At 65.5% G+C, this 21,359-nt stretch carries 28 protein-coding genes and 1 tRNA gene; 22 read left to right on the plus strand and 7 right to left on the minus strand.

Features of this window, described 5'->3' with window-relative positions:
* Positions 1-5 precede the first annotated feature (5 nt).
* From ABIE08_RS20595 to ABIE08_RS20625, 7 genes are all read left to right on the plus strand, one after another.
* Positions 6-632 (plus strand): type VI secretion system-associated protein TagO, encoded by a 627-nt coding sequence (locus tag ABIE08_RS20595; RefSeq protein WP_354553729.1) that lies wholly within the window; start codon positions 6-8, stop codon positions 630-632.
* Positions 633-751: 119 nt separating this feature from the next.
* Positions 752-1,003, plus strand: a complete 252-nt coding sequence (locus ABIE08_RS20600; RefSeq protein ID WP_354553730.1) for a hypothetical protein — start codon at positions 752-754, stop codon at positions 1,001-1,003.
* 89 nt (positions 1,004-1,092) lie between these two features.
* Positions 1,093-1,218 (plus strand): hypothetical protein, encoded by a 126-nt coding sequence (locus tag ABIE08_RS20605; protein ID WP_354553731.1) that lies wholly within the window; start codon positions 1,093-1,095, stop codon positions 1,216-1,218.
* Positions 1,215-1,448, plus strand: coding sequence for a hypothetical protein (locus tag ABIE08_RS20610; RefSeq protein ID WP_354553732.1), 234 nt, complete (start codon positions 1,215-1,217; stop codon positions 1,446-1,448). Before ABIE08_RS20605 ends, ABIE08_RS20610 begins: the two co-directional genes overlap by 4 nt.
* Positions 1,442-1,786: a hypothetical protein gene (locus tag ABIE08_RS20615; protein ID WP_354553733.1), complete on the plus strand. Its 345-nt coding sequence runs from the start codon at positions 1,442-1,444 to the stop codon at positions 1,784-1,786. The genes ABIE08_RS20610 and ABIE08_RS20615 overlap by 7 nt, the downstream gene beginning before the upstream one ends.
* A gap of 2 nt (positions 1,787-1,788) precedes the next feature.
* The gene (locus tag ABIE08_RS20620; protein WP_354553734.1) at positions 1,789-2,478 is read left to right on the plus strand and encodes a hypothetical protein; all 690 of its coding nucleotides are present in this window, start codon (positions 1,789-1,791) and stop codon (positions 2,476-2,478) included.
* 91 nt (positions 2,479-2,569) lie between these two features.
* On the plus strand, positions 2,570-3,169 hold the full coding sequence (locus ABIE08_RS20625) for a hypothetical protein (protein WP_354553735.1): 600 nt from the start codon (positions 2,570-2,572) through the stop codon (positions 3,167-3,169).
* Positions 3,170-3,319: 150 nt separating this feature from the next.
* On the opposite strand, the gene ABIE08_RS20630 is transcribed toward ABIE08_RS20625, so the two are convergent.
* Both ABIE08_RS20630 and ABIE08_RS20635 read right to left on the minus strand, forming a co-directional pair.
* Entirely contained in the window at positions 3,320-4,672 is a 1,353-nt protein-coding gene (locus ABIE08_RS20630; RefSeq protein WP_354553736.1) for a DUF6538 domain-containing protein, read from the minus strand.
* 168 nt (positions 4,673-4,840) lie between these two features.
* Positions 4,841-4,925: transfer RNA gene (locus ABIE08_RS20635), tRNA-Leu, on the minus strand.
* 204 nt (positions 4,926-5,129) lie between these two features.
* Here ABIE08_RS20635 and ABIE08_RS20640 point away from each other — a divergent pair.
* Positions 5,130-5,630 (plus strand): disulfide bond formation protein B, encoded by a 501-nt coding sequence (locus ABIE08_RS20640; RefSeq protein WP_354553737.1) that lies wholly within the window; start codon positions 5,130-5,132, stop codon positions 5,628-5,630.
* A gap of 155 nt (positions 5,631-5,785) precedes the next feature.
* Here the strand turns inward: ABIE08_RS20640 and ABIE08_RS20645 are convergent, their stop codons facing one another.
* The 3 genes from ABIE08_RS20645 to ABIE08_RS20655 all read right to left on the minus strand — a co-directional run bounded on the left by ABIE08_RS20645 (position 5,786) and on the right by ABIE08_RS20655 (position 7,954).
* Positions 5,786-6,598, minus strand: a complete 813-nt coding sequence (locus ABIE08_RS20645; protein ID WP_354553738.1) for a TrmH family RNA methyltransferase — start codon at positions 6,596-6,598, stop codon at positions 5,786-5,788.
* 30 nt (positions 6,599-6,628) lie between these two features.
* Positions 6,629-7,186 carry an HNH endonuclease gene (locus ABIE08_RS20650; protein WP_266331365.1) on the minus strand — a complete coding sequence of 186 codons (558 nt, stop codon included), beginning with the start codon at positions 7,184-7,186 and terminating at the stop codon, positions 6,629-6,631.
* Between the two features lie 114 nt (positions 7,187-7,300).
* The gene (locus ABIE08_RS20655) at positions 7,301-7,954 is read right to left on the minus strand and encodes an alpha/beta hydrolase (RefSeq protein WP_354553739.1); all 654 of its coding nucleotides are present in this window, start codon (positions 7,952-7,954) and stop codon (positions 7,301-7,303) included.
* Positions 7,955-8,051: 97 nt separating this feature from the next.
* Between ABIE08_RS20655 and gluQRS the strand changes: the two genes are divergently transcribed.
* On the plus strand, positions 8,052-8,924 hold the full coding sequence (gene gluQRS / locus ABIE08_RS20660) for a tRNA glutamyl-Q(34) synthetase GluQRS (RefSeq protein WP_354553740.1): 873 nt from the start codon (positions 8,052-8,054) through the stop codon (positions 8,922-8,924).
* Here gluQRS and ABIE08_RS20665 read toward each other — a convergent pair.
* Positions 8,903-9,853 (minus strand): AEC family transporter, encoded by a 951-nt coding sequence (locus ABIE08_RS20665; RefSeq protein ID WP_354553741.1) that lies wholly within the window; start codon positions 9,851-9,853, stop codon positions 8,903-8,905. The two genes, gluQRS and ABIE08_RS20665, sit on opposite strands and share 22 nt — an antisense overlap.
* 213 nt (positions 9,854-10,066) lie before the next feature.
* Here ABIE08_RS20665 and ABIE08_RS20670 point away from each other — a divergent pair, with 213 nt between their 5' ends.
* The 8 genes from ABIE08_RS20670 to ABIE08_RS20705 all read left to right on the plus strand — a co-directional run bounded on the left by ABIE08_RS20670 (position 10,067) and on the right by ABIE08_RS20705 (position 15,868).
* The gene (locus tag ABIE08_RS20670; RefSeq protein WP_354553742.1) at positions 10,067-10,900 is read left to right on the plus strand and encodes an SDR family oxidoreductase; all 834 of its coding nucleotides are present in this window, start codon (positions 10,067-10,069) and stop codon (positions 10,898-10,900) included.
* 74 nt (positions 10,901-10,974) lie between these two features.
* Positions 10,975-11,490: a TspO/MBR family protein gene (locus ABIE08_RS20675; RefSeq protein WP_354553743.1), complete on the plus strand. Its 516-nt coding sequence runs from the start codon at positions 10,975-10,977 to the stop codon at positions 11,488-11,490.
* 79 nt (positions 11,491-11,569) lie between these two features.
* Positions 11,570-11,761: a twin transmembrane helix small protein gene (locus tag ABIE08_RS20680; RefSeq protein ID WP_266331375.1), complete on the plus strand. Its 192-nt coding sequence runs from the start codon at positions 11,570-11,572 to the stop codon at positions 11,759-11,761.
* 9 nt (positions 11,762-11,770) lie between these two features.
* Positions 11,771-12,343 (plus strand): cob(I)yrinic acid a,c-diamide adenosyltransferase, encoded by a 573-nt coding sequence (locus ABIE08_RS20685; protein ID WP_354553744.1) that lies wholly within the window; start codon positions 11,771-11,773, stop codon positions 12,341-12,343.
* Between the two features lie 9 nt (positions 12,344-12,352).
* Positions 12,353-13,072 (plus strand): rhomboid family intramembrane serine protease, encoded by a 720-nt coding sequence (locus ABIE08_RS20690; RefSeq protein ID WP_354553745.1) that lies wholly within the window; start codon positions 12,353-12,355, stop codon positions 13,070-13,072.
* Positions 13,073-13,176: 104 nt separating this feature from the next.
* Positions 13,177-13,926 carry an electron transfer flavoprotein subunit beta/FixA family protein gene (locus tag ABIE08_RS20695; RefSeq protein ID WP_354553746.1) on the plus strand — a complete coding sequence of 250 codons (750 nt, stop codon included), beginning with the start codon at positions 13,177-13,179 and terminating at the stop codon, positions 13,924-13,926.
* Between the two features lies 1 nt (position 13,927).
* A complete protein-coding gene (locus ABIE08_RS20700) occupies positions 13,928-14,863 on the plus strand; it encodes an electron transfer flavoprotein subunit alpha/FixB family protein (protein ID WP_354553747.1) in 936 nt (311 codons plus the stop codon).
* Between the two features lie 123 nt (positions 14,864-14,986).
* On the plus strand, positions 14,987-15,868 hold the full coding sequence (locus tag ABIE08_RS20705) for a 3-hydroxybutyryl-CoA dehydrogenase (RefSeq protein ID WP_354553748.1): 882 nt from the start codon (positions 14,987-14,989) through the stop codon (positions 15,866-15,868).
* A gap of 168 nt (positions 15,869-16,036) precedes the next feature.
* Here the strand turns inward: ABIE08_RS20705 and tlpA are convergent, their stop codons facing one another.
* Positions 16,037-16,699 (minus strand): thiol:disulfide interchange protein TlpA, encoded by a 663-nt coding sequence (gene tlpA / locus ABIE08_RS20710; protein WP_354553749.1) that lies wholly within the window; start codon positions 16,697-16,699, stop codon positions 16,037-16,039.
* Between the two features lie 35 nt (positions 16,700-16,734).
* On the opposite strand from tlpA, the gene argH reads away from it, so the two are divergent.
* From argH to ABIE08_RS20735, 5 genes are all read left to right on the plus strand, one after another.
* On the plus strand, positions 16,735-18,129 hold the full coding sequence (gene argH / locus ABIE08_RS20715) for an argininosuccinate lyase (protein ID WP_354553750.1): 1,395 nt from the start codon (positions 16,735-16,737) through the stop codon (positions 18,127-18,129).
* A gap of 192 nt (positions 18,130-18,321) precedes the next feature.
* A complete protein-coding gene (lptM, locus tag ABIE08_RS20720; protein WP_266331384.1) occupies positions 18,322-18,519 on the plus strand; it encodes an LPS translocon maturation chaperone LptM in 198 nt (65 codons plus the stop codon).
* Between the two features lie 183 nt (positions 18,520-18,702).
* On the plus strand, positions 18,703-19,974 hold the full coding sequence (gene lysA, locus ABIE08_RS20725; protein WP_354553751.1) for a diaminopimelate decarboxylase: 1,272 nt from the start codon (positions 18,703-18,705) through the stop codon (positions 19,972-19,974).
* Positions 19,975-20,046: 72 nt separating this feature from the next.
* Positions 20,047-20,379 carry an ArsR/SmtB family transcription factor gene (locus ABIE08_RS20730; protein WP_354553752.1) on the plus strand — a complete coding sequence of 111 codons (333 nt, stop codon included), beginning with the start codon at positions 20,047-20,049 and terminating at the stop codon, positions 20,377-20,379.
* A gap of 104 nt (positions 20,380-20,483) precedes the next feature.
* Complete coding sequence (locus ABIE08_RS20735) at positions 20,484-21,233, plus strand: SDR family NAD(P)-dependent oxidoreductase (protein WP_354553753.1); 750 nt, start codon at positions 20,484-20,486, stop codon at positions 21,231-21,233.
* Positions 21,234-21,359 lie beyond the last annotated feature (126 nt).

Here is a 21,359-nt window from a genome sequence, read left to right on the forward strand (position 1 = left end):
AGGATTTGAGCAGCCGCCTTGCCATTTGTGCCAGGCTTTCAGACGACGCGCAGCGTCTCAGATGCTTCGACAAAGAGGTCGACGCCGACCCAGAGGTTAATAAGGCCAACGGGAAAATCTCTTTGGAAAGTGCTCCCGTCGCAATCTCTAAGCCCTCTGGAGATCCGACGAAGGCGCCCGTTTCTGATGTCGCCCGGAGCGATTGGCAGGTTGCACACGACAAGTCAAAGATTGCAGGGACCGACGACGTTTACCTCTCGGTGCGCGGGACAAGCATCCAAGATCGATTCAAGCGCTCTGTTACGCCTACGCTATGGGTTAGGTGCTACGAAAAGACCACAAGTGTACTCGTCACCTGGGAGACGTTCTTGGGCTCCGACCAGACGCGCGTGGAATGGCGCATCGACGATTTTGGAAGGAAGACAGGCGCTTGGCAAATATCTAGCGACCATGAGGCTGCAGGACTTTGGAATGGCGCAAACGCGATTCCGTTCATCCGCACCCTCTTAAATCGCGAGGTGTTGGCAATGCGTGTCGTGCCATACGGTGAATCCCCAGTGGAGACTGTTTTTCAGATAGCCGGGCTTCAAGACAAGATCGCGGAACTCCAAGCGGCGTGCAGCTGGAAATGAATGCACCGCCGACCAACATAATACGTGTTGACACCTAACACGCATCGTGTTGACTATGGCCCATCGGCACAGGCATCAGCCTAGCGCGCCGAACCGAACCCGGTTCCGATGGAGCGACCATGCATACCCCCAATACCCCGCTGCGAGCCCGCCGCACTAGCCGCAACGAAACCGCCCTTGAGTTGGCCCGCCGCACCGGTGGCATCCACAATCTTATGGCCAGCGAGATGATCGAGCAGACCTCGATCAACGGCAGCTGCGACGAGAGCCACCTGAAGCTCTGCGGCTTCACCCAGGCCGAGATCCTGATGTACGGCCCGCAGGCCCGCCAGCTCGCCGAGCGCAAGTCGAACGACCGCATCGCCGCCTGACACCGATCGTCAGGCCAGCGCGGCTTCGGCGCCCTCCCCCTCCGCCGAAGCCGCGTCGCCGGACGATCATGTCCTTCGACGAGATCCCCATGACCACCATCATCGAAATGATTGGTGCGATTCACGCCAGTGATCGCGCCGACTGGCTGGCCTTTTTCTGCACGCCCCTCTGCATCGGCGCCCTGGGCCTGTTCGCCTATGGGTGGGCGGCATGAGCGCGCGCACGACCGCCGACCTCGGCGCGCTCGACCTCGCCGGCGACAACATCGCCGAAGCCTGGTCGCTGATCCGCACCGCCCGCCACGAGAAGGTGCCGCCGCCGCGCGAGGCGGTCGTTCTGCTGGCCCAGGCCACCGACATCGTCCTTCGCCTCAGCGCGGGCAACGCCGATGACCCGGCGGCCATCGCCGCGCTCGAGGCATGGCTGGAGAAGCAATCATGTTGAGATGCAGAGAGTGCGACAGCACTTCCATCGCCGGCTCCGGCTCCGGCTCCGGCTACGATGACGACAGCATCGACCGTGCTGATCTGGGCGTGGCGATCAGCCATTTGACGCACGGCATCGGTGACGAGACCCGGCGCCTGCCGGACGTCCTCCACTACCTCACCCGCGCCATCCCCGACCTCGCCCCAACCTATCAGGCGCTGATCGACGACAACGAAGGCTTCGTCGACTCGGACGAGAACGCACGCACGCCCGAACAATGCCGTGCGGAATTCGAGGCCCACATCACCGCCGGTGGCCAAGCCACCGACAGCATGGCCAATCGGGTGCTGGAATGAGCATGGCAAGCCCCATGCGCGTCCTGGTCGGCTGCGAATACTCCGGCATATTCCGCCGCGCCTTCGCCGCCTTGGGCCATGACGCATGGTCCAACGATCTCCTGCCTGCCGAAGATGGAAGCAACCGGCACCTCGTCGGAGATATCCGGGAGTATCTTGGCTGGGATTGGGATCTGCTGGTCGTGGCACACCCGCCCTGCACGCGCCTGTGCCGATCCGGGCGGCGCTGGCTCTCGGGCGCGGGCAAGATGACCCCGCCGAAAAGTCTGCCGAAAGGCCGGACATGGCCCAGCATGATTGAGGAATTCGAGATTGGCGTGGATCTTTTCCTTGCCTGCTGGAATGCACCCGTGCCGCGCGTGGCAATCGAGAACCCGGAAATGCATGACCTCGCGCGCGCCCGAATGCCGGTTGATCTCCCTCGACCCCAAATGGTGCAACCGCACTGGTTTGGTCATCCCGAATTCAAGGCGACGGGCTGGTATCTTCGCGGCCTTCCGGGACTGGTGGCTACTGAACAGCTGGCCCTGCCTGACAAGGACAGTCCGGAATGGAAGGCGTGGAACCGCGTGCATCGGATGCCGCCCGGCCCGGAGAGATGGAAGGAACGCAGCCGATCCTTTCCCGGCATGGCGACAGCCTCAGCCCGCCAGTGGACCCAACATGTCGAGACAGAAAGGGCAGCAGCATGACGCGCCAGAACGCCTGCGAAGGCGCCCTGTCACTGGCTGCGACAGCCCGGGACGCGGGCCGCGCCTCTCCCGTGCCGAAGGGGGAAACGTGATGGGCGAAACCCGCGAGCAAGAATGGGAAAGGTTCCGGAAGACGATGGCGGCGCTACCCGCCGATATCATTCTCCTGAACTCCCGCAGCTTCTGTAAGCGTGAGCTGCAGAAGTCCCCCAATTGGGTTGTGGCGATGAAGATCTTCGGCTTGGGCTCGACCTTCGCGCGCATGCTGTGCCTGGAGCACGGCTTCGACCCCGATGGGTCTAAGTTCCAGCGCCCCGCGCCTGAGGCACAAGCTGCTGACGACGAGTTCTACTATGTCGCTGACTTCCGGCCCGAATGGCGAGGGAAGCGTTACGTCACCTTCTGGCGGCCGAAAAATGCCGGCTACGCCTTCCCTCTGCCTTGGGCGGGACGTTACACCCGCGCAGAGATCGAGAATGGCGGAGGCTATTACACCAAGCGCGAAGGGCGTCGCTACGTCCGTTGCGCCATTCGCTGTTCCATTGTCGAGGCCATGGGCGTTGCGCCGGAAGCAGGCGATATCGACGGCGACGTCGGTCTTGTTGTGCTCAAGACTGCAGCAAATCGGAAGGCACTGGTTGCATCCCGTCTGCGTCCTGTCTCTCCCGCGCCAGACGTTGGCGGGCGATAGGCGCGCCGATGACCCCGACCGTCGAGAACCTGAATGAATGCCTCGACACCCTCGCCGCCATCATGACGAGCCGGGCCGACGGCGACCGCCTCGTGCCACTCTATCGCCGGCTCGAGCGCGAGCTTGAAAAGCTCAGCAGCGATCAGGACGTTATGACCGCCGCCCTCGCGAGAGCGAGACAATCACGGGATCAAAGGGCAGCTCAATCCGCTTGAGCTGCTCGAGCCGCCAGGCCATCGAGCCGCCCTCGCCATATTCGGGACGGTCGATGCTGTGGCCCATCAGGATCTTGCGCAGCTCCGTGTCGAAGCTGGCCATCAGCATACGATCCTCGAAGGCATGGCGCGCGCTGTAGACCGTGTGTTGAGGGGACGGCATAAGGCCATTTTCCCGCAGAAACTTGTTCAGCGCAGCGGATAGCCGGTCGTTGTTGTCGCGGTATTTGGGAAAGCCGTTCGGGAAGGCACGCATGGTGGCCAGGGCAACCCCTATGAGGGGAATGCGCCGAACGGAATTGTGATTCTTGATCTCCCGCGGGTCTTCAGGATCGACGCTAGGCTCGACCGAAATATGGGGCACTTCGTGGTCCAGAAGAATGTGGTCCGGCTTCAGATTGGCGATCTCACTTGGCCTGCAGCCCGTCTCGATCACGGTTAGAAAGATGCCCCTTGCCTCGGCGTTCATGGCCGACAGCGCACCAGGCTGCAGGAACCGCAGCAGATGCTCCCGCTGGAACGGCGGGCGTCGCTTGCGCCGGACCTTTTCAGAGAAGCTGAAGTCGGCGAAGGGGTTCTTCTTGTCCTCGCCCAAGTGCGAGAAATACTCGCCATAGAGGACGCGCAGGTTGCCGAGATGCCGGTTTCCAATCGAGGCGGTGTGCGTCGGCACGCCCTCGGCCGGCGCGATCCGCTCGCGCCAGTGATCATAAATCTTCTTGGCATCCGCGCGAGTGACGTCCTCGATCGGCTTGTCCCCGACCAGCTCGACGAACAGCGCAACGGAGAACTTCTTGACGTTCGTCCAGGAGCGGCGTTGCTTCTGGCTCTTGCCCAGCAGCGTGTCCGCGACGATCTCATTCTTGTAGATCTCGAAGGCTTGGGAGATCGTGACGGGCGGCCTGTCGACCAGACCAAGCGCAGCATTGACCACCGCCGCCGGCGCATCCCGCCCGCCAATGGCGCCAAACCGCTTCAGGATCTGCTCGACCGACTCGGCGTCCGCGATCTGGGCTGCCGGCCGATAGGCGAAGCCCATGGCCTCCGCCAGCTTGACCGCTGTCCTGTAGCGCGCCCGCGCTGCATCGACGCCCTGCCCGCCCAGATAGGAAGCCCAAAGCTCGTTATCGGCATGCTCGAGCGCATCGCGCTTGGCAATCGCCACCCGCAGGTCGGCAGTCTTCAGTGCTATCCGGACGAAGGGGAAACGATCGTCGATTCCTTGGAGCGAAAGGGGCACCCGGCGGTAGTAGCGATAGAGGCCGGAGCGCACCTGAAGGTAGCGCATCGGGTCGCTCGAATCCGCTCTCGGTCGCCCCACGAAAGACCCCTTTGTAACCCGGTATGTATCCCGGTAAGTAACACGAGATCAGGGCATGGGGTCAATGGTCAAGAGGCAGGCAAACAAAAAGCGCTGTAAAAACAGCCCCTTAGGATAGGCTTCACCTGAATGATATGGTGCGGGCGGTCGGAATCGAACCGACACTCCTTTCGGAACCGGATTTTGAGTCCGGCGCGTCTACCAGTTCCACCACGCCCGCAACGCGCTGGCCAGTGGCCTGCGACGGCGCGACTATAGTCAGGCTTGCGCCAGAAGCAACGGCGTTTTCGCGCCTATGCCCAATTGTCGGGGCCTCCCCCACGAGGCGCTATCCCCACCCCACGCGGATGTGAAATACCGGGACGTCGACAGCTTCGACCCCACCGGGCTAGAAGCAGACCGCATCGATCAAAGCGAGACCTGAATGGCCGATAGTTCTTCCCGCCGCCTGCCGCTTGCCGTCCTCAGCTTCGGATTGGGCCTCGCGGCGATCCTCGGCGCCTGGGGCTTCCAGATCTTCGGCGGCTATGCGCCCTGCAAGCTCTGCCTCGAACAGCGCATCCCCTATTATCTCGGCCTGCCCGTCCTGCTGGTCGCGATCCTGCTGCTCCTCGCCCGTAAATCCGAGGGGTTCGCACGCGCGCTACTCGTCCTGGCCGGCCTGATCTTCCTCGCCGGGCTCGGCCTCGCCCTCTATCACGCCGGCGTCGAATGGAAGTTCTGGCTCGGACCGGCCGATTGCGGCGGCGGCCTGGCGACGACAGGGAATGCCGGCGACCTTCTGGCGCAGATCGGCAAGACGAAGGTGGTGAACTGCGGCGAGGCAGCGCTGCGCGTGCTCGGCCTGTCCTTCGCCGGCTGGAACGCCGTCGTCTCGGCCATCATCGCCGCCGCCCTGCTCCGCGCCGGCCTGCGGCAGGCGTAAGGCAGACGTACAGCCTGTCACCTCTCCCTGAGGGAGAGGTCGACGGAAGGAGGCCGGCGGATGAGGGTTTACGGCCTCACCGGAAGTTTCCTAAACCCTCACCCGGAGCTCCGCTCCGACCTCTCCCTCAGGGAGAGGTGAAGGTACCACCCGCTCTACTCGTCGCCGGTCGCCTGCGTCAGCTGATGCAGGACGATGCCGCTCGTCGTCGCGACGTTGAGGGAATCAACGCCCGGCGCCATGGGGATCCGCACTGTCAGCGTGCGGGCCAGCACGGCGGCGTCGAGGCCGGGACCTTCCGTGCCGAGCAGCGCCGCGACGCGGGGCGGACGCTTCAGCTCCGCCAGCCGATATTCGCCATTCGGGCTCAGCGACACCGCCGTGAAGCCATACTTTTCCAGCAGCGCCACGACATCGTCATCCGGCGAGAGCCTGGCATGCGGCAAGGTCAACGTGTTGCCGACCGAGACCCGGATCGCCTTGCGATAGAACGGGTCGCAGCATTGCGCATCGAGCAGGATCGCGTCGGCGCCGAAGGCCGCGGCGTTGCGAAAGATCCCGCCGAGATTGTCGTGGTTGGATATGCCCATCAGCACGACGACGAGCGCCCTGCCCTCGAGGCCGGCCAAGAGCGCGTCGGGGACAGGCGCGGGCGCCCGGTGGCCGAGCGCGAGAATGCCGCGATGGATGTGGAAGCCGACAATGCCGTCGAGCACCGCCTGGCTGGCGACATAGACCGGCACCTCGTCCGCCAGGCGATTGGTGATGGCTGACAGGCCATCGACGCGCTTTTCATCGAGCAGCAGCGAGACCGGCTGGTGGCGCTCCGATTGAACCAGCGTCTGCAGCACCACCTCGCCCTCGGCGATGAAGTGATCGTCGCGCCCGACCAGGTCGCGCTCGCGTACGGCGCAATAGGGCGCGATGCGCGGATCGGCGGGATCGGTGATGCGGATCAGCTGCGGCAAGACTCGGACAATGGCTGCGAAAGGGTGGGTTTACGGGTCCAGTTCCGTATCCCAGTAGAGATAATCGAGCCAGCTGTCGTGCAGATAGTTGGGCGGGAAGGCGCGGCCATTGTTGTGCAGGTCGGAGACGCTGGGCTGGAACGGCTTCTGCCGCGGCCACATGCGCGCATCGGCCGAAGTCAGGCTGCCCTTGCGCAGATTGCAGGGCGAGCAGGCGGCGACGACGTTTTCCCACGTCGTCTGGCCGCCATGGGCGCGCGGGATTACATGGTCGAAGGTCAGGTCCTCGCGGGTGCTGCAATACTGGCACTGGAAGCGGTCGCGCAGGAACACGTTGAAGCGCGTGAAGGCCGGATTTCGCGTCGGCGTCACATAGCTCTTCAACGAGACGACGCTGGGCAGCCGCATCCGGAAGGAGGGGCTGCGGATGTCGATGTCATATTCGGAGACGATGTTGACGCGATCGAGGAACACCGCCTTGATCGTATCCTGCCACGACCAGAGCGAGAGCGGGTAATAGCTCAGAGGCCGGTAGTCGGCATTGAGCACAAGGGCCGGGTGGGCGCCGGGTGACACGGCTATCGTCAAGACATGGGCTTCCTCTGTTGAGACGTGCCGAACCTCGAGATTGCCCAAATAGTCTATAGGCTCTGTGTCATCCTTGTGAAGCCAATGAAACGTTGACGTTTGCGTGCGCGACGATCAGACGTCGGCTGTGGCAAAAATGCGGTTCAGGAAGGCGGCCCCTGCGGCAAGTCCGGCCTCGTCAATGCTGTGTCCCAAGGCGGGCCGCTCGATCGAGGCCACCGCGAAACCGGCATCGCGCAGCGCCTTTTCCGTCTCCTGGAGGGCCGCGACCGGAATGACCTCGTCCAGCGCGCCATGCACCAGCAGGATCGGCGGCCGGCTCTTCGTCTCGGCCTTCAGCCGCTCGACGCCGGCGATGCGGCCGGAATAGGCGACGATGCCGGCCATTTCGCGCGGCCGGCGCGGGCCGACCTGCAGCGCCATCATCGTGCCCTGGCTGAAACCGACCAGCGCCAGATCGGCGTCGGTGAGGCCGAGCCTCTGCAGTTCGGCGTCGAGAAATTCGTCCAGCTTCGGCGCGGCGGCGGAGGCGCCCTGCCAATATTCATGCGCATCGCGCACCGAAAGCCGGAACCACTGCCGCCCCATGCCCCAATCGGACGGATCGGGCGCGTCGGGCGCCACGAAATAGGCGTCGGGAAACAAGGGCGCCCAATGCTTGCCGATGTCGATCAGGTCATGCCCGTCGGCGCCGACGCCGTGCAGCAGGACGACGAGCTTTTTGGCGGGACCGCCGGAAAGCGGGGTAAGGCGCGGACCATCGAGCATGGAAATTCCCGGTTAGGCAGGCGAACGAATCTGCCGCATGCTAGCAAGTCGCCGCCCTGTTTCGCCATCCCGCACGACGTCGCCACCCATTTCCGCCATGACCCGCACCTTCCGCTTTGCCCCGAGCCCCAATGGCGACCTGCATCTCGGCCACGCCTACTCGGCCCTGCTTAACGGCGATCTCGCGCGCGAGGCCGGCGGGCGCTTGCTGATCCGGATGGAAGACATCGACGAGACGCGCTGCCGGCGGGAGTTCGAAGCGTCGATCCTCGAGGATCTCGCCTGGCTCGGGCTCGCGTGGGAACAGCCGGTGCGCCGGCAATCGGAACATTTCGATGCCTATGCCGCGGCGCTGGATCGCCTGAAGGCAATGGATCTGGTCTATCCGAGCTTCCTGAGCCGGGCCGAAATCCGCGCCGCGACGGCGGATCCCGACTGGCCGCGCGATCCCGATGGCGCGCCGCTCTATCCGGGCTTCGATCGCGACCTGTCGGCCAAGGCGGCGTCGGCGAAGATCGCCTCCGGCATGCCCTATGCCTGGCGGCTGAATATGGACGCAGCGCTCGCCCGCACGGGACCCCTCGCCTTCCGGGAAACCGGTCGTGGCCCGGATGGCCAGACCGGCGCGGTTGCCGCCGATCCCGCCCGCTGGGGCGACGTCGTCATCGCGCGCAAGGAGATCCCGACCAGCTATCACCTCTCCGTCGTCGTCGACGATGCGCTGCAGGGGATCAGCGATGTCGTGCGCGGCGAAGATCTCTTCCACGCGACGAGCGTGCACCGGCTGCTGCAGATGCTGCTGGGCCTGCCGGAGCCGCGCTACCGCCATCACGGCCTGATCCGCGACGCGGCCGGCCGCAAGCTTTCGAAATCGGAAGGGGCGACCGGGCTCCGCCAGCTTCGCGAGGCAGGCATGACGCCGGCCGATATCCGGGCGCGGGTCGGGCTTCAGCCCACCCCCAGCACATAGAGCCAGATCGTCACCGTGAAGAGGCTGAGCAGGGTCGAAAGCGAAACCGCGCTGGCCGTGCTGGCGACGCCAGCCTTGTAGTGGTTGGCGAGCAGATAGGCGTTCACGCCGCAGGGCATTGCGGCGAAGACGACGGCGACGCCGGCCCAGACCGGCGGCATCGGCAGGACCTGGACCAGGCCGAGCACGATCAGCGGATGCACGATCAGCTTCAAAAAGCTGATGACCAGCGAGGCGTGGATGTCGCCGGCAAAGCCGTAGCGCCGCAGCGCGAGCCCCATCGAGATCAGCGCGCAGGGGACGGAGGAAGCGGCCAGCATCCGCACCACCTCGCCGGCCGGGCCCGTGGCATGGAGGCCGGCGACCTGGCCGATCGCGCCGGCATAGATGCCGAACAGGATCGGATTGCGCGCCAGCGCCTTCAGCAGCCGTGTCAGCGTGGCGCGCGAAATGCCGGATTCCGACCCTTCGGCGAACAGGGTGGCCGCCGTCGTCATCACCGGCAGATGGATCGCGATCAGCAGGAACAGCGGCACCGCGCCCTCATTGCCGAAGGCGTTGAGGATCACCGGCACGCCGACGAACACGGTATTGGACTGGCCCGAGGCAAAACCCTGCATCACCGCTTCGACATGCGCCCGGCCGAACACCCGCCGCGCGATCAGGAAGCCGATGCCGAAGACGATGAAGGCGCCGGTGAAATAGGCGATCCAGTAGCCCCAGGGCTGGCCGCCCTCCGGCATCTTCGCTTCCGACAGCGTCTTGAAGATCAGTACCGGCACGGCGATGCCGAAGACATATTCCGACAGGCCGTCGGCGGCGCGGTCGCCCAGATGCTTGGTCCAGCCGGCGAGATAACCGACGAAGATCAGGCCGGCGATCGGCAGCACGATGAAGGCGATCTCGGCCAGCCGGCCGATGATCAGCATGCGCTTGACCCCGGCAGGGCAGACACGGGGAGGACGCAGCGGGACATGGAAACCACGATGTCGGTGGGGATATCCCTCGACAGTAGAAATCTCCGCCGGGGCGGTCAACCGCCACCGCGCGCGAGCATGCTTCCGCTTGGCTCCTCCGCCTCGCCCTCTATAGTCCGCCCGTCACCCGAAAGCGGCGAACCGCCGCCAGCAGCAAGGAACAGCATGACGGACGCCCGATCGATCCTCGTCACCGGCGCGTCGTCCGGCATCGGCCGCGACGCCGCCCTGACGCTGAAGGCAAGGGGCTGGCGCGTCTTCGCGACGGCCCGCAAGCCGGAGGACCTCGCCGCCCTGGCCGAGGCCGGGCTGGAGGCGCTCTATCTCGACTATACCGACGAGGCCTCGATCCATGCCTGCGCCGACGCCGTGCTGGCTACGACGGGCGGCAGGCTGGATGCGCTGTTCAACAATGGCGCCTATGGCCAGGTCGGCGCCATCGAGGATCTGACCACCGACGTGCTTCGCCGCCAGTTCGAAACCAACGTGCTCGGCTGGCACACGCTGACCCGCCGGATCGTGCCGGTGATGCGGGCGCAAGGGCATGGCCGCGTCATCCAGTGCTCGTCGATCCTCGGCTTCGTCGCCGGCAAATATCGCGGCGCCTATGTCGGCTCGAAATTCGCGCTCGAAGGGCTGACCGACTGCCTGCGGCTGGAGCTTGCCGGCTCCGGCATCCAGGTGGCGTTGATCGAGCCGGGTCCGATCGCCACCCGCTTCACCCAGAACGCGCTGGCGAACTTCCACGCCACCGTCGATGTCGACGCCTCGCTCCATCGCGAGGAATACCAGTCGCAGCTCGCGCGCATGCAGGGCACGCGCCGTCCCTCGCGCTTCAAGCTCGGGCCCGAGGCGGTCACCGCCGCCTTGCTGCATGCGCTGGAGAGCCCGCGTCCCCGGCTGCGCTACCGCGTGACCGTGCTAACCAAGGCGGCGGCCTTGATGAAGCGGCTTCTGCCGGCCCGCTTGATGGATGGACTGATCGCCCGCAACTCCTGAGCCGGAATTACCGCGCCCTGGAACCGGAGCGCCCGATGCGCGTAGAGTGGGCAGATGAAGCAGGGTGCGCCGCCATGAGTTCCGTTTCCGCCGAATTTCGTTCCCCGCAGTTCTGGCTGTCGCCCGGCTCGCTGGTGCGGCTGGTCGTCAGCCTCGCCATCTGCTTCGCCGCCGCCGCGCTCGGCTCGTGGCTGACGCTTCCCAGCATCCCGACCTGGTATGCCGGCCTGACGAAGCCGTTCTTCAGCCCGCCGAACTGGGTCTTCGGCCCGGTCTGGACGGTGCTTTACGCGATGATGGCGATTGCCTTCTGGCGTGTGTGGACCCTCGGCCGCGGCACGGCGCTGCAGGTGGCCGTCCTCGCCTTCGCGGTCCAGTTGGCGCTGAATGTCGCCTGGTCGGGCGCCTTCTTCGCCCTGCACATGCCGTGGCTCGCCCTGATCGACATCGTCGCGCTGCTGCTGGCGATCATCGCCACCATGGGCGCTTTCTCCCGGATCGACGGCCTCGCAAGCTGGCTGCTGGTGCCCTATCTCGCCTGGGTATCCTTTGCCACCGCGCTCAATGCCGCGATCTGGTGGCTCAATTGAGCGCAGGCAGCGGATATGGCGAGGCGGCAGGGATCGAGCGTATAAGGTCGGATCGCCCCGATTCCTGAAGCATGAGCCGATGAACAGCTTTTTCCATTACCTGATCCCGATCGCGCTCGCCGCCGTGGCCATCGTGCTGCTGCTCGGGCTGTTCAACATGCTGCGCGGCGGGTCGCCGGAGCGCTCGCAGAAGCTGATGCGCATGCGCGTGATGCTGCAGTTCGCGGCGGTCGTCATCATGATGGCCGCGCTCTATTTTTCGGCCCGCTGAGGCATATCGATGGTCGCGCTCAACCGCATCTATACGAGATCAGGCGATGACGGCACCACGTCGCTTGTCACGGGCGAGCGCCGCGCCAAATCCGATCTCCGCGTCGAGAGCTACGGCACGGTCGACGAGACCAACGCCCAGGTCGGGGCGGCGCGTCTCTATGTCGGCGACGATCCGCTGGTCGATGCCATGCTGGCCCGCATCCAGAACGATCTCTTCGATCTCGGCGCCGATCTGTCGACGCCGGAAGCCGGCCTGAAGCCGGGCCGCGAGGCGCTGCGCATCATCGATGCGCAGACCGACCGGCTCGAAGCCGAGATCGACCTGCTGAATGCCGAGCTGAGCCCGCTGCGTTCATTCGTGCTGCCCGGCGGCTCGCCGGCGGCGGCGCATCTCCATATCGCCCGCACCGTGGCGCGCCGCGCCGAGCGGGTGATGGTCGACCTCGCCTCGCACGAAGCCGTCAACCCGGCCGCCATCCGCTATGTCAACCGACTGTCGGACTTCCTGTTCGTCGCTTCCCGTTACGTCAATGATCGCGGCGCCACGGATGTCCTGTGGGTGCCGGGCCAGAACCGCTGAGGAACGGGCATGTTCGTCCCGTTCCACGACCAGAATCCGCTCCGCTACATCCGCTTCCCCTTGGTGACGCGCGGCCTCGTCGTGCTGAACTGCCTGATCTTCCTGATCTACCAGCGCGCCGGCAATGCGGACGCCGAAGCGGCGTCCGTGATGGCCTTCGGGCTGATCCCCTCGACGCTGGCCGGCATCCATATCCGCACGCCCGGCCTCTACCACGCGCCGGAATATCTGACCTTCATCACCTCGTCCTTCCTGCATGGCGACATCTGGCATCTCGCCGGCAACATGCTGTTCCTCTGGGTCTTCGGCGATAATGTCGAGGATGCGATGGGGCATATCCGCTTCATCCTGTTCTATTTCCTCTGCGCGATCGGTGGCGGCCTGGCGCATGTCATGGTTGAGCCGGGGTCGGACATCGCGCTGATCGGCGCGTCCGGATCGGTTGCCGGCGTGATCGCCGCCTACCTGGTCCTTCATCCCCGTGTGAAAATCTGGATCCTGCTGCTGTTCCGCGTGCCGATCCGGCTCCGCACCGTCTGGGTGCTCGGTTTCTGGATCCTGCTACAGGTCTATAATTTCGCCTTCGGGGCGCCGGGCGAGATCTCCTGGGCGGCCCATCTCGGCGGCCTGCTGATGGGCACGGTGCTGGTTCTGTTCTTCCGCCGGCCGGGCGTTCCGCTGCTGGCGCGGCAGGTGGACGAGGAAATGCCGATCGACCCGGTGATTTGACCGCTTCCAGGCTGCATCGCTTGCGTTGACTCAGGGAGAACCCGCCGGTACGGTCCCGCGCCAAACGCTCCGCAAATCGCTGCAGCGAAAGGATAATCGTCGAGATGAAGATCCTCGTGCCCGTCAAGCGGGTGGTCGACACCAACGTCAAGATCCGCGTCAAGGCGGACGGCACCGGCGTCGACCTCGCCAACGTGAAGATGTCGATGAATCCGTTCGACGAAATCGCCGTCGAAGAGGCGCTTCGCCTCAAGGAAGCCGGCAAGGCGACGGAAGTCGTCGTCGTCTCGATCGGTACCGACAAATCGGCGGAAACGCTGCGCACCGGCCTCGCCATGGGCGCCGACCGCGCCATCCTGGTCAAGACCGACGCGGCCAATGTCGAGCCGCTCGCCGTCGCCAAGCTGCTGAAGGCCGTGATCGCGAATGAGGCGCCGGGCCTGGTGATCCTCGGCAAGCAGGCGATCGACGACGATTCCAACCAGACCGGCCAGATGCTGGCCGCCCTGCTCGGCTGGCCGCAGGCGACCTTCGCCTCGAAGGTCGTGCTCGGCGACGGCTCGGTCGACGTGACGCGCGAAGTCGATGGCGGCCTCGAGACGCTGCGGCTCAAGCTCCCGGCGATCGTCACCACCGATCTCCGCCTAAACGAGCCGCGCTACGCCTCGCTGCCCAACATCATGAAGGCGAAGAAGAAGCCGCTCGACGAGACCAGCCCGGAGACGCTCGGCGTCGACGCCAGCCCGCGCCTCACCGTTTTGAAGACGGTCGAGCCCGCGGGCCGCACGGCCGGCGTCAAGCTCGGCACGGTCGACGAACTCGTGGCGAAGCTCAAGCAGGCGGGAGTACTCTGAGATGGCAACGCTGATCCTCGCGGAACATGACGACGCGCATCTGAACGAGGCGACCGCCAAGACGCTGACCGCCGCCCTGGCGCTCGGCCAGCCGGTGGACGTGCTCGTCGCCGGCCAGAATGCCAAGGCCGTGGCCGACGCGGCCGCCCAGCTTGCCGGCGTGCGCAGCGTGCTGCTCGCCGATGGCGAGAGCCTCGCCAATCGCCGCGCCGAGCCGCTCGCCGACCTTATCGTCTCGCTGGCCGGCAAGTATGACGCGATCGTCGTCCCGGGCACCTCGACCGGCAAGAACGTCGCGCCGCGCGTCGCCGCCCTGCTCGACGTGATGCAGATCTCGGAAATTACCAAGGTCGTTTCGCCCGACACCTTCGAGCGTCCGATCTATGCCGGCAACGCCATCGAGACGGTGCAGTCGAGCGACAAGACGCGCGTCATCACCGTGCGCATCGCCGCCTTCCCGGCCGCGGCTGCGGGCGGCAACGCCCCGGTCGAGACGGTCGGAGCCCCCAGTGATACGGGCCTTTCCAGCTTCGTCGGCGCGGATCTCTCCGTCTCCGACCGGCCGGAACTCGCCTCCGCCAAGGTCATCGTCTCGGGCGGCCGCGCGCTCGGCTCGGCCGAAAAGTTCCAGGAAGTGATCGCTCCGCTCGCCGACCAGCTCAAGGCCGCCATCGGCGCCTCGCGCGCGGCGGTCGACGCCGGCTACGCCCCGAACGACTGGCAGGTCGGCCAGACGGGCAAGGTCGTCGCCCCGGATCTCTACATCGCCGTCGGCATTTCCGGCGCGATCCAGCATCTGGCCGGCATGAAGGACGCCAAGGTCATCGTCGCGATCAACAAGGACGGCGACGCGCCGATCTTCCAGGTCGCCGATTACGGCCTGGTCGATGATCTCTTCACCGTGGTTCCGGCCCTCACCAAGGCGCTCGCGAACTAAGCCTTTACCAACGCCGGTTGACAATCTCGACGGCCGTGCTTCGACTGACCTCCGGTCATCGAGCACGGCCGAACTTTTTCGAGCAAGATTTCGGATTCTGGAAGACAAAGGAGCCCTTGGGGCATGAGCACCGCGATTAAGACGATCGGCGTCATCGGAGCCGGTCAGATGGGCAATGGTATCGCCCATGTGAGCGCGCTTGCCGGCTACGAGGTCTTCATCCACGACCTCGCCGAGGAGCGCGTCCGCAAGGGTCTTGCCACCATCGACGGCAATCTCTCGCGCCAGGTCCATTCGGGCCGCATCACCGAGGAAGACCGCAAGGCGGCGCTCGCCCGCGTCAAGCCGGCCTTCGGGGTCGACGATCTCGGCGATTGCGACCTCGTCATCGAGGCGGCGACCGAGGACGAGTCGGTCAAGCGCAAGATCTTCGCCGGCGTCTGCCCGGCGCTGAAGCCCGGGGCGATGCTGGCCACCAACACCTCCTCGATCTCGATCACCCGCCTCGCCTCGGCGAGCGACCGGCCCGAACGCTTCATCGGCATCCATTTCATGAACCCCGTCCCCGTGATGCAGCTGGTCGAGCTGATTCGCGGCATCGCCACCGGCGACGAGACCTTCGAGGCGGCCAAGGGCTACGTCGCCAAGCTCGGCAAGACCTCGACCGTCTCGGAGGATTTTCCGGGCTTCATCGTCAACCGCATCCTGCTGCCGATGATCAACGAGGCGATCTACGTCCTCTATGAAGGCGTCGGTTCGGTCGACGCCATCGACACCGCGATGAAGCTCGGCGCCAACCACCCGATGGGACCGCTGCAGCTCGCCGATTTCATCGGCCTCGACACCTGCCTGTCGATCATGCAGGTGCTGTATGAGGGGCTGGCGGATTCGAAGTACCGCCCCTGCCCGCTGCTGGTGAAATATGTCGAGGCCGGCTGGCTCGGCCGCAAGACCAACCGCGGCTTCTACGACTACCGCGGCGAGCACCCGGTCCCCACGCGCTAATCCCATCGATCCGGCAAGAAAGCCCCTCACCCCACCCTCTCCCGCAGGCGGGCGAGGGCTTTTCGGCCGGCATGGTGCGCAGGCAGCGGATCTTCGGGACGACCGGGCTCGCCGAGCCCCCTCTCCCGCGCGCGGGAGAGGGCTGGGGTGAGGGTCTTTTGTCCCGCTTCAAATGCTCTTGCTCGCCGCGCCGATCAGCGCCTTGGCGTCTTCCGAATCCCATTCGGCCGGGCCGGACATCACGCCGAGCGCGCAGCCCTCGCCGTCGATCAGCACCGTCGTCGGCAGGCCGACGGCCATGCCCTTGCCCTTCAGGCCGGTGAAGATGCCGGTGGTCGGGTCGCCGTAAAAGGCGAGCGACTTGACGCCGATCTCCTCCAGGAACTTCTTCGGCTTGGCCGGGTCCTGTGTGTCGATCGAGACGGCGACGACGGAAAAGTCCTTGCCCTCATGTGCGGCGTCGAGGCGGTCGAGCGCCGGCATTTCCTGCCGGCACGGCGCGCACCAGGTCGCCCAGAGGTTCAGCAGGACCGTCTGCCCCTTGAAATCGGCGATGCTCTTCTTGTCGCCATTCGCGGTCTGGAAGGAGAGTTCGGACAGCCGCGCGGGCTCGGTGGCGACGCGGAACGCGGCGACATCGCCCTTCGCGAGCGGGGCCAGCAGGCCGGCCGCCTCGATCGACGGCGCGCAGTCGACGCCGGCAAGCGCATCAGCCCCGTTGCCTTTCCCCGTCTCGGTCACGTATACCGCCGCAACTCCGACTGCGATGCCTGCGATCGCGGCCAGGCCGAGTATCGGCCAGCGTCGCGATATCCCGCGCGTCTCATTCATTCCGTCCTGCCTCCAAGGCCTCCGAGAGAGGGTATATGAGCAATTCGATGTGGGGTGGCCGCTTCTCCGAAGGTCCGGCCGCCATCATGGAAGAGATCAACGCGTCGATTGGTTTCGACCAGAAGCTCTACCGTCAGGACATTGCCGGCTCGAAGGCGCATGCCGCCATGCTCGCCCGCCAGGGAATTATCGCGGCGGACGATGCCGAAAAGATCGCGGCAGGTCTAGACGCCATCCTGCGCGAAATCGAAGCGGGCGAGTTCAAGTTTTCGCGTGCGCTCGAGGACATCCACCTCAACATCGAATCGCGCCTGAAGGAACTGATCGGCGACGCGGCCGGACGGCTGCACACCGCCCGCTCGCGCAACGACCAGGTGGCGACCGATTTCAAGCTCTGGGTCCGCGACACCATCGACGCCGTCGACCTGGCGCTGCGCAACCTGCAGAGCGCGCTCGCAGACAAGGCGTTCGAGCATGCCGGCCAGGTGATGCCGGGCTTTACCCATCTCCAGAGCGCCCAGCCGGTGACCTTCGGCCACCACATGCTCGCCTATGTCGAGATGATCGGCCGCGACCGGGGCCGCTTTCAGGATGCGCGCAGGCGGCTGAACGAAAACCCGCTCGGCGCCGCGGCGCTCGCTGGCACCTCGTTCCCGATCGACCGCTTCCAGACCTCGGCGTCGCTGGGCTTCGACCGGCCGACGGCGAATTCACTCGACAGCGTCTCCGACCGCGACTTCGTCATCGAGGCGTTGGCGGCCGCCAGCCTCTGCGCGATCCATCTGTCGCGCTTCGCCGAAGAGATCGTCATCTGGTCGTCGGCGCAGTTCCGTTTCATCAAGCTTTCCGACAAGTTCACGACCGGCTCGTCGATCATGCCGCAGAAGCGCAACCCGGACGCCGCCGAACTGGTGCGCGCCAAGACGGGCCGCATCATCGGCGCCCAGACGGCGCTGCAGATCGTCATGAAAGGTCTTCCGCTCGCCTATCAGAAGGATATGCAGGAAGACAAGGAACAGGCCTTCGACGCCTTCGAGAGCCTGGAACTGGCGATCGCCGCCACCACCGGCATGGTGCTCGACATGGAGCCGGAAGCCGCAACCCTGAAGAAGGCGGCGGGCTCCGGCTTCGCGACCGCGACGGACCTCGCCGACTGGCTGGTGCGCGAACTCAACATGCCGTTCCGCGACGCCCACCACGTCACCGGCCGCATCGTGGCGATCGCCTCCGAGCGCGGCGTCGATCTGACCAAGGTGACACTGGACGAGATGCAGGCCGTGCATCCCGCCATCACCGAGGCGGTCTATTCAGTGCTGACGGTCGACAAGTCGGTGCGCAGCCGCACCAGCTATGGCGGCACCTCGCCGAAGAATGTCCGCTCCCAGGCCAAGCGCTGGCAGCGGGCGCTGGCGCGCGAGGCGAAGGCCTAGCGCGTTTTCGAGCGAAGCGGTGACCGGTTCGCGACGAGAAGACGCGAGCCGACAAGGCGCTGGGACCTTTCGCCATTGCGGGGAAAGGCCCTAGACAAGACCGGCGAAATCCGCCGAACATTGGCAATGACGGGGCGGCGCGATCGGATAAGATGCGCCGCCGGATCGACAAGCCCTTCAGGAGAAGCCGCCTTGGCCCTTGCTGCCCGAATCCTCCTTTTGTCCGCCGCCATGGCGCTTGCCGGTTGCGGCGTGAAGGGTGCTCCCGAGCCGCCGCCCGGCGGTCCGCAGGCGCTCTCCGCCCAGCAGACCGGCCCGGACGGCAAGAAGGTCGACGTCTCGAAACCGGCCAAGCCCGACCGGTCGCTGTTTATCGACAAGCTGCTCTGAGCCTGCCCGGCGGGGTCGAGGGGCTTTTCACCTCTCCCTGAGGGAGAGGTCGGACCGAAGGTCCGGGTGAGGGTTTACGCCCTTTCCGGATGGTTCCCTAACCCCTCACCCGCCGGCTACGCCGTCGACCTCTCCCTCAGGGAGAGGTGAAGACCGCGCCCCCTTACGACGATTGACCCTGCCATGAACCATTTCGAATATCGCGACGGCGCGCTCTACGCCGAAGACGTGGCGATCGCCGATATCGCTGCCGCCGTCGGCACGCCGTTTTACTGCTATTCGACCGCCACCCTCGTCCGCCATTTCCGCGTCTTCCGCGATGCGCTGGCGGGGATGGACACGCTGATCTGCTATGCCATGAAGGCGAACTCCAACCAGGCCGTCCTGAAGACGCTGGTCGCCGAAGGCGCGGGCATGGACGTCGTCTCGGAAGGCGAGCTGCGCCGGGCGCTGGCCGCCGGCTGCGCGCCGGAAAAGATCGTCTTCTCCGGCGTCGCCAAGACGGCGCGCGAGATCGCGCTGGCGCTCGATACCGGCATCCTCTGCTTCAACGTCGAGTCCGAGCCGGAACTGGAGCGAATCTCCGAGATCGCCACCGCCAAGGGCGCGACCGCGACCATCTCGCTGCGCATCAATCCCGACGTCGACGCCAAGACACACGCCAAGATCACCACCGGCAAGGCCGAGAACAAGTTCGGCATTCCCTATGTCCGCGCCCGCGAGGTCTATGCCCGCGCCGCGACGCTGCCCGGCATCAAGGTCGCTGGCGTCGACATGCATATCGGCAGCCAGATCACCGACATGGGCCCCTATGACGAGGCCTACGGGCTGCTGGCCGACCTGGTGCGCGACCTACGCGCCGACGGCCACGTCATCGACCACGTCGATGGCGGTGGCGGCCTCGGCATCCCCTATCACCTCGGCGAAGAGGCACCGCCGGATCCGACCGTCTACGCCGCGATCGTGCGCAAGCGCCTCGGCAATCTCGGCGGCAGGATCCTGTTTGAGCCGGGCCGGATGATCGTCGGCAATGCCGGCATCCTGGTTTCGGAAGTCGTCTATGTGAAGGAAGGCGCCGCCAAGACCTTCGTCATCGTCGATGCCGGCATGAACGACCTGATCCGCCCGACGCTCTATGAGGCGCATCACGACGTCCAGCCGGTCGCGGAGCCCAAGCCCGGCGCCCGCGAGATCTTCGCCGATGTCGTCGGCGGCGTGTGCGAGACCGGCGATTTCCTGGCGCTCGACCGCACCATGGCGGCCGTCGAACCCGGCGACCTGATCGCCGTGATGACGGCCGGCGCCTATGGCGCGGTGCAGGGGTCGAGCTACAACACCCGCCCGCTCGCCGCCGAAGTGTTGGTCAACGGCCGCGAATTCGCGGTCATCCGCCCGCGCCAGACCTATGAAGACCTGATCGGCATGGACAAGCTGCCGCCCTGGCTGGACAAGTAGCGCGCCCTCGCCCGGCCCCCGCTTGGGGCCCCGGCGATTGCCAAGGCCAGGGGGAATGCCGATATTGGGGCCATGACCAATATCGACGCACTTCCCCCTGATCCGGACCTGACCCCGCTCGGCGAGCCGCCGCGCCTCAGCGACCGGCAGATCGTGCTGATCTCGAAGGCGCTGGCCGAGCCGCGCCGCTATCAGATCCTGAAAGACCTCGGCGCCACCGGCGGGCCGATGACGTGCAGCTGCGTCCTCCAGAACCATGCCGTCAGCGCCGCCACCATTTCCCATCATCTGAAGGAACTGGAAACGGCGGGCCTGATCGAGATCGTGCGCGAGGGCAAGTTCGCCAGCCTGGTGCTGCAGCGCGACGTGCTCGACGCCTACCTGAGCCAACTCTCCCAGATCTGACACCGAATTCGACATGCCGCCGATTTATCGTTCGAGCGCGCTCTTGTAATAATTAGATGATTGTCTAACTGTCTAATCAACTCATACCGACAGGAGTGAATGGGTTGAGCAAACTGACAGGCAAGGTAGCGGTCGTAACGGGCGCATCGAAGGGCATCGGGGCGGGCATCGCCAAGGAACTGGCCGCGGCCGGCGCCTCGGTCGTGGTCAATTACGCTTCCAGCAAGGAAGGCGCCGACCGCGTCGTCGCGGAGATCGAGAGCAAGGGTGGCAAGGCCGTCGCGGTGCAGGGCGACGTGTCGAAATCCGCAGACATCACGCGTCTGTTCGCCGAGGCGAAGTCGGCCTATGGCTCGCTCGACATCCTGGTGAACAATGCCGGCGTCTACCAGTTCGGGGCGCTCGAAGACATCACCGAGGACGAGTTCCATCGGCAGTTCAACACCAATGTGCTCGGGCTCCTGTTGACCACCCAGGAAGGCGTGAAGCATTTCGGCGCCGAGGGTGGCAGCGTCATCAACATCGGCTCCACCATCAGCCAGATCGCCCTGCCCAACTCGTCGATCTACACCGCCACCAAGAGCGCGGTCGACGCCATCACGCATGTGCTTTCCAAGGAACTGGCGGGCCAGAACATCCGCGTGAACTCGATCAATCCGGGCGGCGTCGAAACCGAAGGTACGCATACGGCCGGCATTGTCGGCGGCGACATGGAGAAGCAGCTCGTGGCGCAGACCCCGCTCGGGCGGATCGGCCAGCCCTCGGATATCGGCACGATCGCGGTCTTCCTAGCGTCGCCCGATTCGGGCTGGCTGACCGGCGAACTGCTGCTCGCCTCCGGCGGCATGCGCTAGCCGAAAAAGACATCGGCGCGCTCGCGGCTTCGGTCGCGAGCGCGCCGCAATGCCGCTTCAAACCTTGCCTTAGGGGTCGCTCGTCCCAACTTCAGTTGCTACACTGGCCGGGGCGGCGGGCATGAC

This window comes from Kaistia defluvii (genome assembly GCF_040548815.1).
GTDB classification, from domain to species: Bacteria; Pseudomonadota; Alphaproteobacteria; order Rhizobiales; family Kaistiaceae; genus Kaistia; species Kaistia defluvii_A.

Bases quoted from the DNA above. Each gene is read 5' to 3' on its own strand.
- ABIE08_RS20630 (WP_354553736.1), bottom strand. From the start codon at position 4,672: ATGCGCTACCTTCAGGTGCGCTCCGGCCTCTATCGCTACTACCGCCGG.
- ABIE08_RS20705 (WP_354553748.1), top strand. From the start codon at position 14,987: ATGAGCACCGCGATTAAGACGATCGGCGTCATCGGAGCCGGTCAGATG.
- ABIE08_RS20615 (WP_354553733.1), top strand. From the start codon at position 1,442: ATGTTGAGATGCAGAGAGTGCGACAGCACTTCCATCGCCGGCTCCGGC.
- ABIE08_RS20640 (WP_354553737.1), top strand. From the start codon at position 5,130: ATGGCCGATAGTTCTTCCCGCCGCCTGCCGCTTGCCGTCCTCAGCTTC.
- ABIE08_RS20685 (WP_354553744.1), top strand. From the start codon at position 11,771: ATGGTCGCGCTCAACCGCATCTATACGAGATCAGGCGATGACGGCACC.
- lysA (WP_354553751.1), top strand. From the start codon at position 18,703: ATGAACCATTTCGAATATCGCGACGGCGCGCTCTACGCCGAAGACGTG.
- ABIE08_RS20655 (WP_354553739.1), bottom strand. From the start codon at position 7,954: ATGCTCGATGGTCCGCGCCTTACCCCGCTTTCCGGCGGTCCCGCCAAA.
- argH (WP_354553750.1), top strand. From the start codon at position 16,735: ATGAGCAATTCGATGTGGGGTGGCCGCTTCTCCGAAGGTCCGGCCGCC.
- ABIE08_RS20680 (WP_266331375.1), top strand. From the start codon at position 11,570: ATGAACAGCTTTTTCCATTACCTGATCCCGATCGCGCTCGCCGCCGTG.
- ABIE08_RS20665 (WP_354553741.1), bottom strand. From the start codon at position 9,853: ATGCTGATCATCGGCCGGCTGGCCGAGATCGCCTTCATCGTGCTGCCG.
- ABIE08_RS20605 (WP_354553731.1), top strand. From the start codon at position 1,093: ATGACCACCATCATCGAAATGATTGGTGCGATTCACGCCAGTGATCGC.
- gluQRS (WP_354553740.1), top strand. From the start codon at position 8,052: ATGACCCGCACCTTCCGCTTTGCCCCGAGCCCCAATGGCGACCTGCAT.
- ABIE08_RS20690 (WP_354553745.1), top strand. From the start codon at position 12,353: ATGTTCGTCCCGTTCCACGACCAGAATCCGCTCCGCTACATCCGCTTC.
- tlpA (WP_354553749.1), bottom strand. From the start codon at position 16,699: ATGAATGAGACGCGCGGGATATCGCGACGCTGGCCGATACTCGGCCTG.
- ABIE08_RS20625 (WP_354553735.1), top strand. From the start codon at position 2,570: ATGGGCGAAACCCGCGAGCAAGAATGGGAAAGGTTCCGGAAGACGATG.
- ABIE08_RS20620 (WP_354553734.1), top strand. From the start codon at position 1,789: ATGGCAAGCCCCATGCGCGTCCTGGTCGGCTGCGAATACTCCGGCATA.
- ABIE08_RS20670 (WP_354553742.1), top strand. From the start codon at position 10,067: ATGACGGACGCCCGATCGATCCTCGTCACCGGCGCGTCGTCCGGCATC.
- ABIE08_RS20730 (WP_354553752.1), top strand. From the start codon at position 20,047: ATGACCAATATCGACGCACTTCCCCCTGATCCGGACCTGACCCCGCTC.
- ABIE08_RS20610 (WP_354553732.1), top strand. From the start codon at position 1,215: ATGAGCGCGCGCACGACCGCCGACCTCGGCGCGCTCGACCTCGCCGGC.
- ABIE08_RS20600 (WP_354553730.1), top strand. From the start codon at position 752: ATGCATACCCCCAATACCCCGCTGCGAGCCCGCCGCACTAGCCGCAAC.
- ABIE08_RS20675 (WP_354553743.1), top strand. From the start codon at position 10,975: ATGAGTTCCGTTTCCGCCGAATTTCGTTCCCCGCAGTTCTGGCTGTCG.
- ABIE08_RS20700 (WP_354553747.1), top strand. From the start codon at position 13,928: ATGGCAACGCTGATCCTCGCGGAACATGACGACGCGCATCTGAACGAG.
- ABIE08_RS20695 (WP_354553746.1), top strand. From the start codon at position 13,177: ATGAAGATCCTCGTGCCCGTCAAGCGGGTGGTCGACACCAACGTCAAG.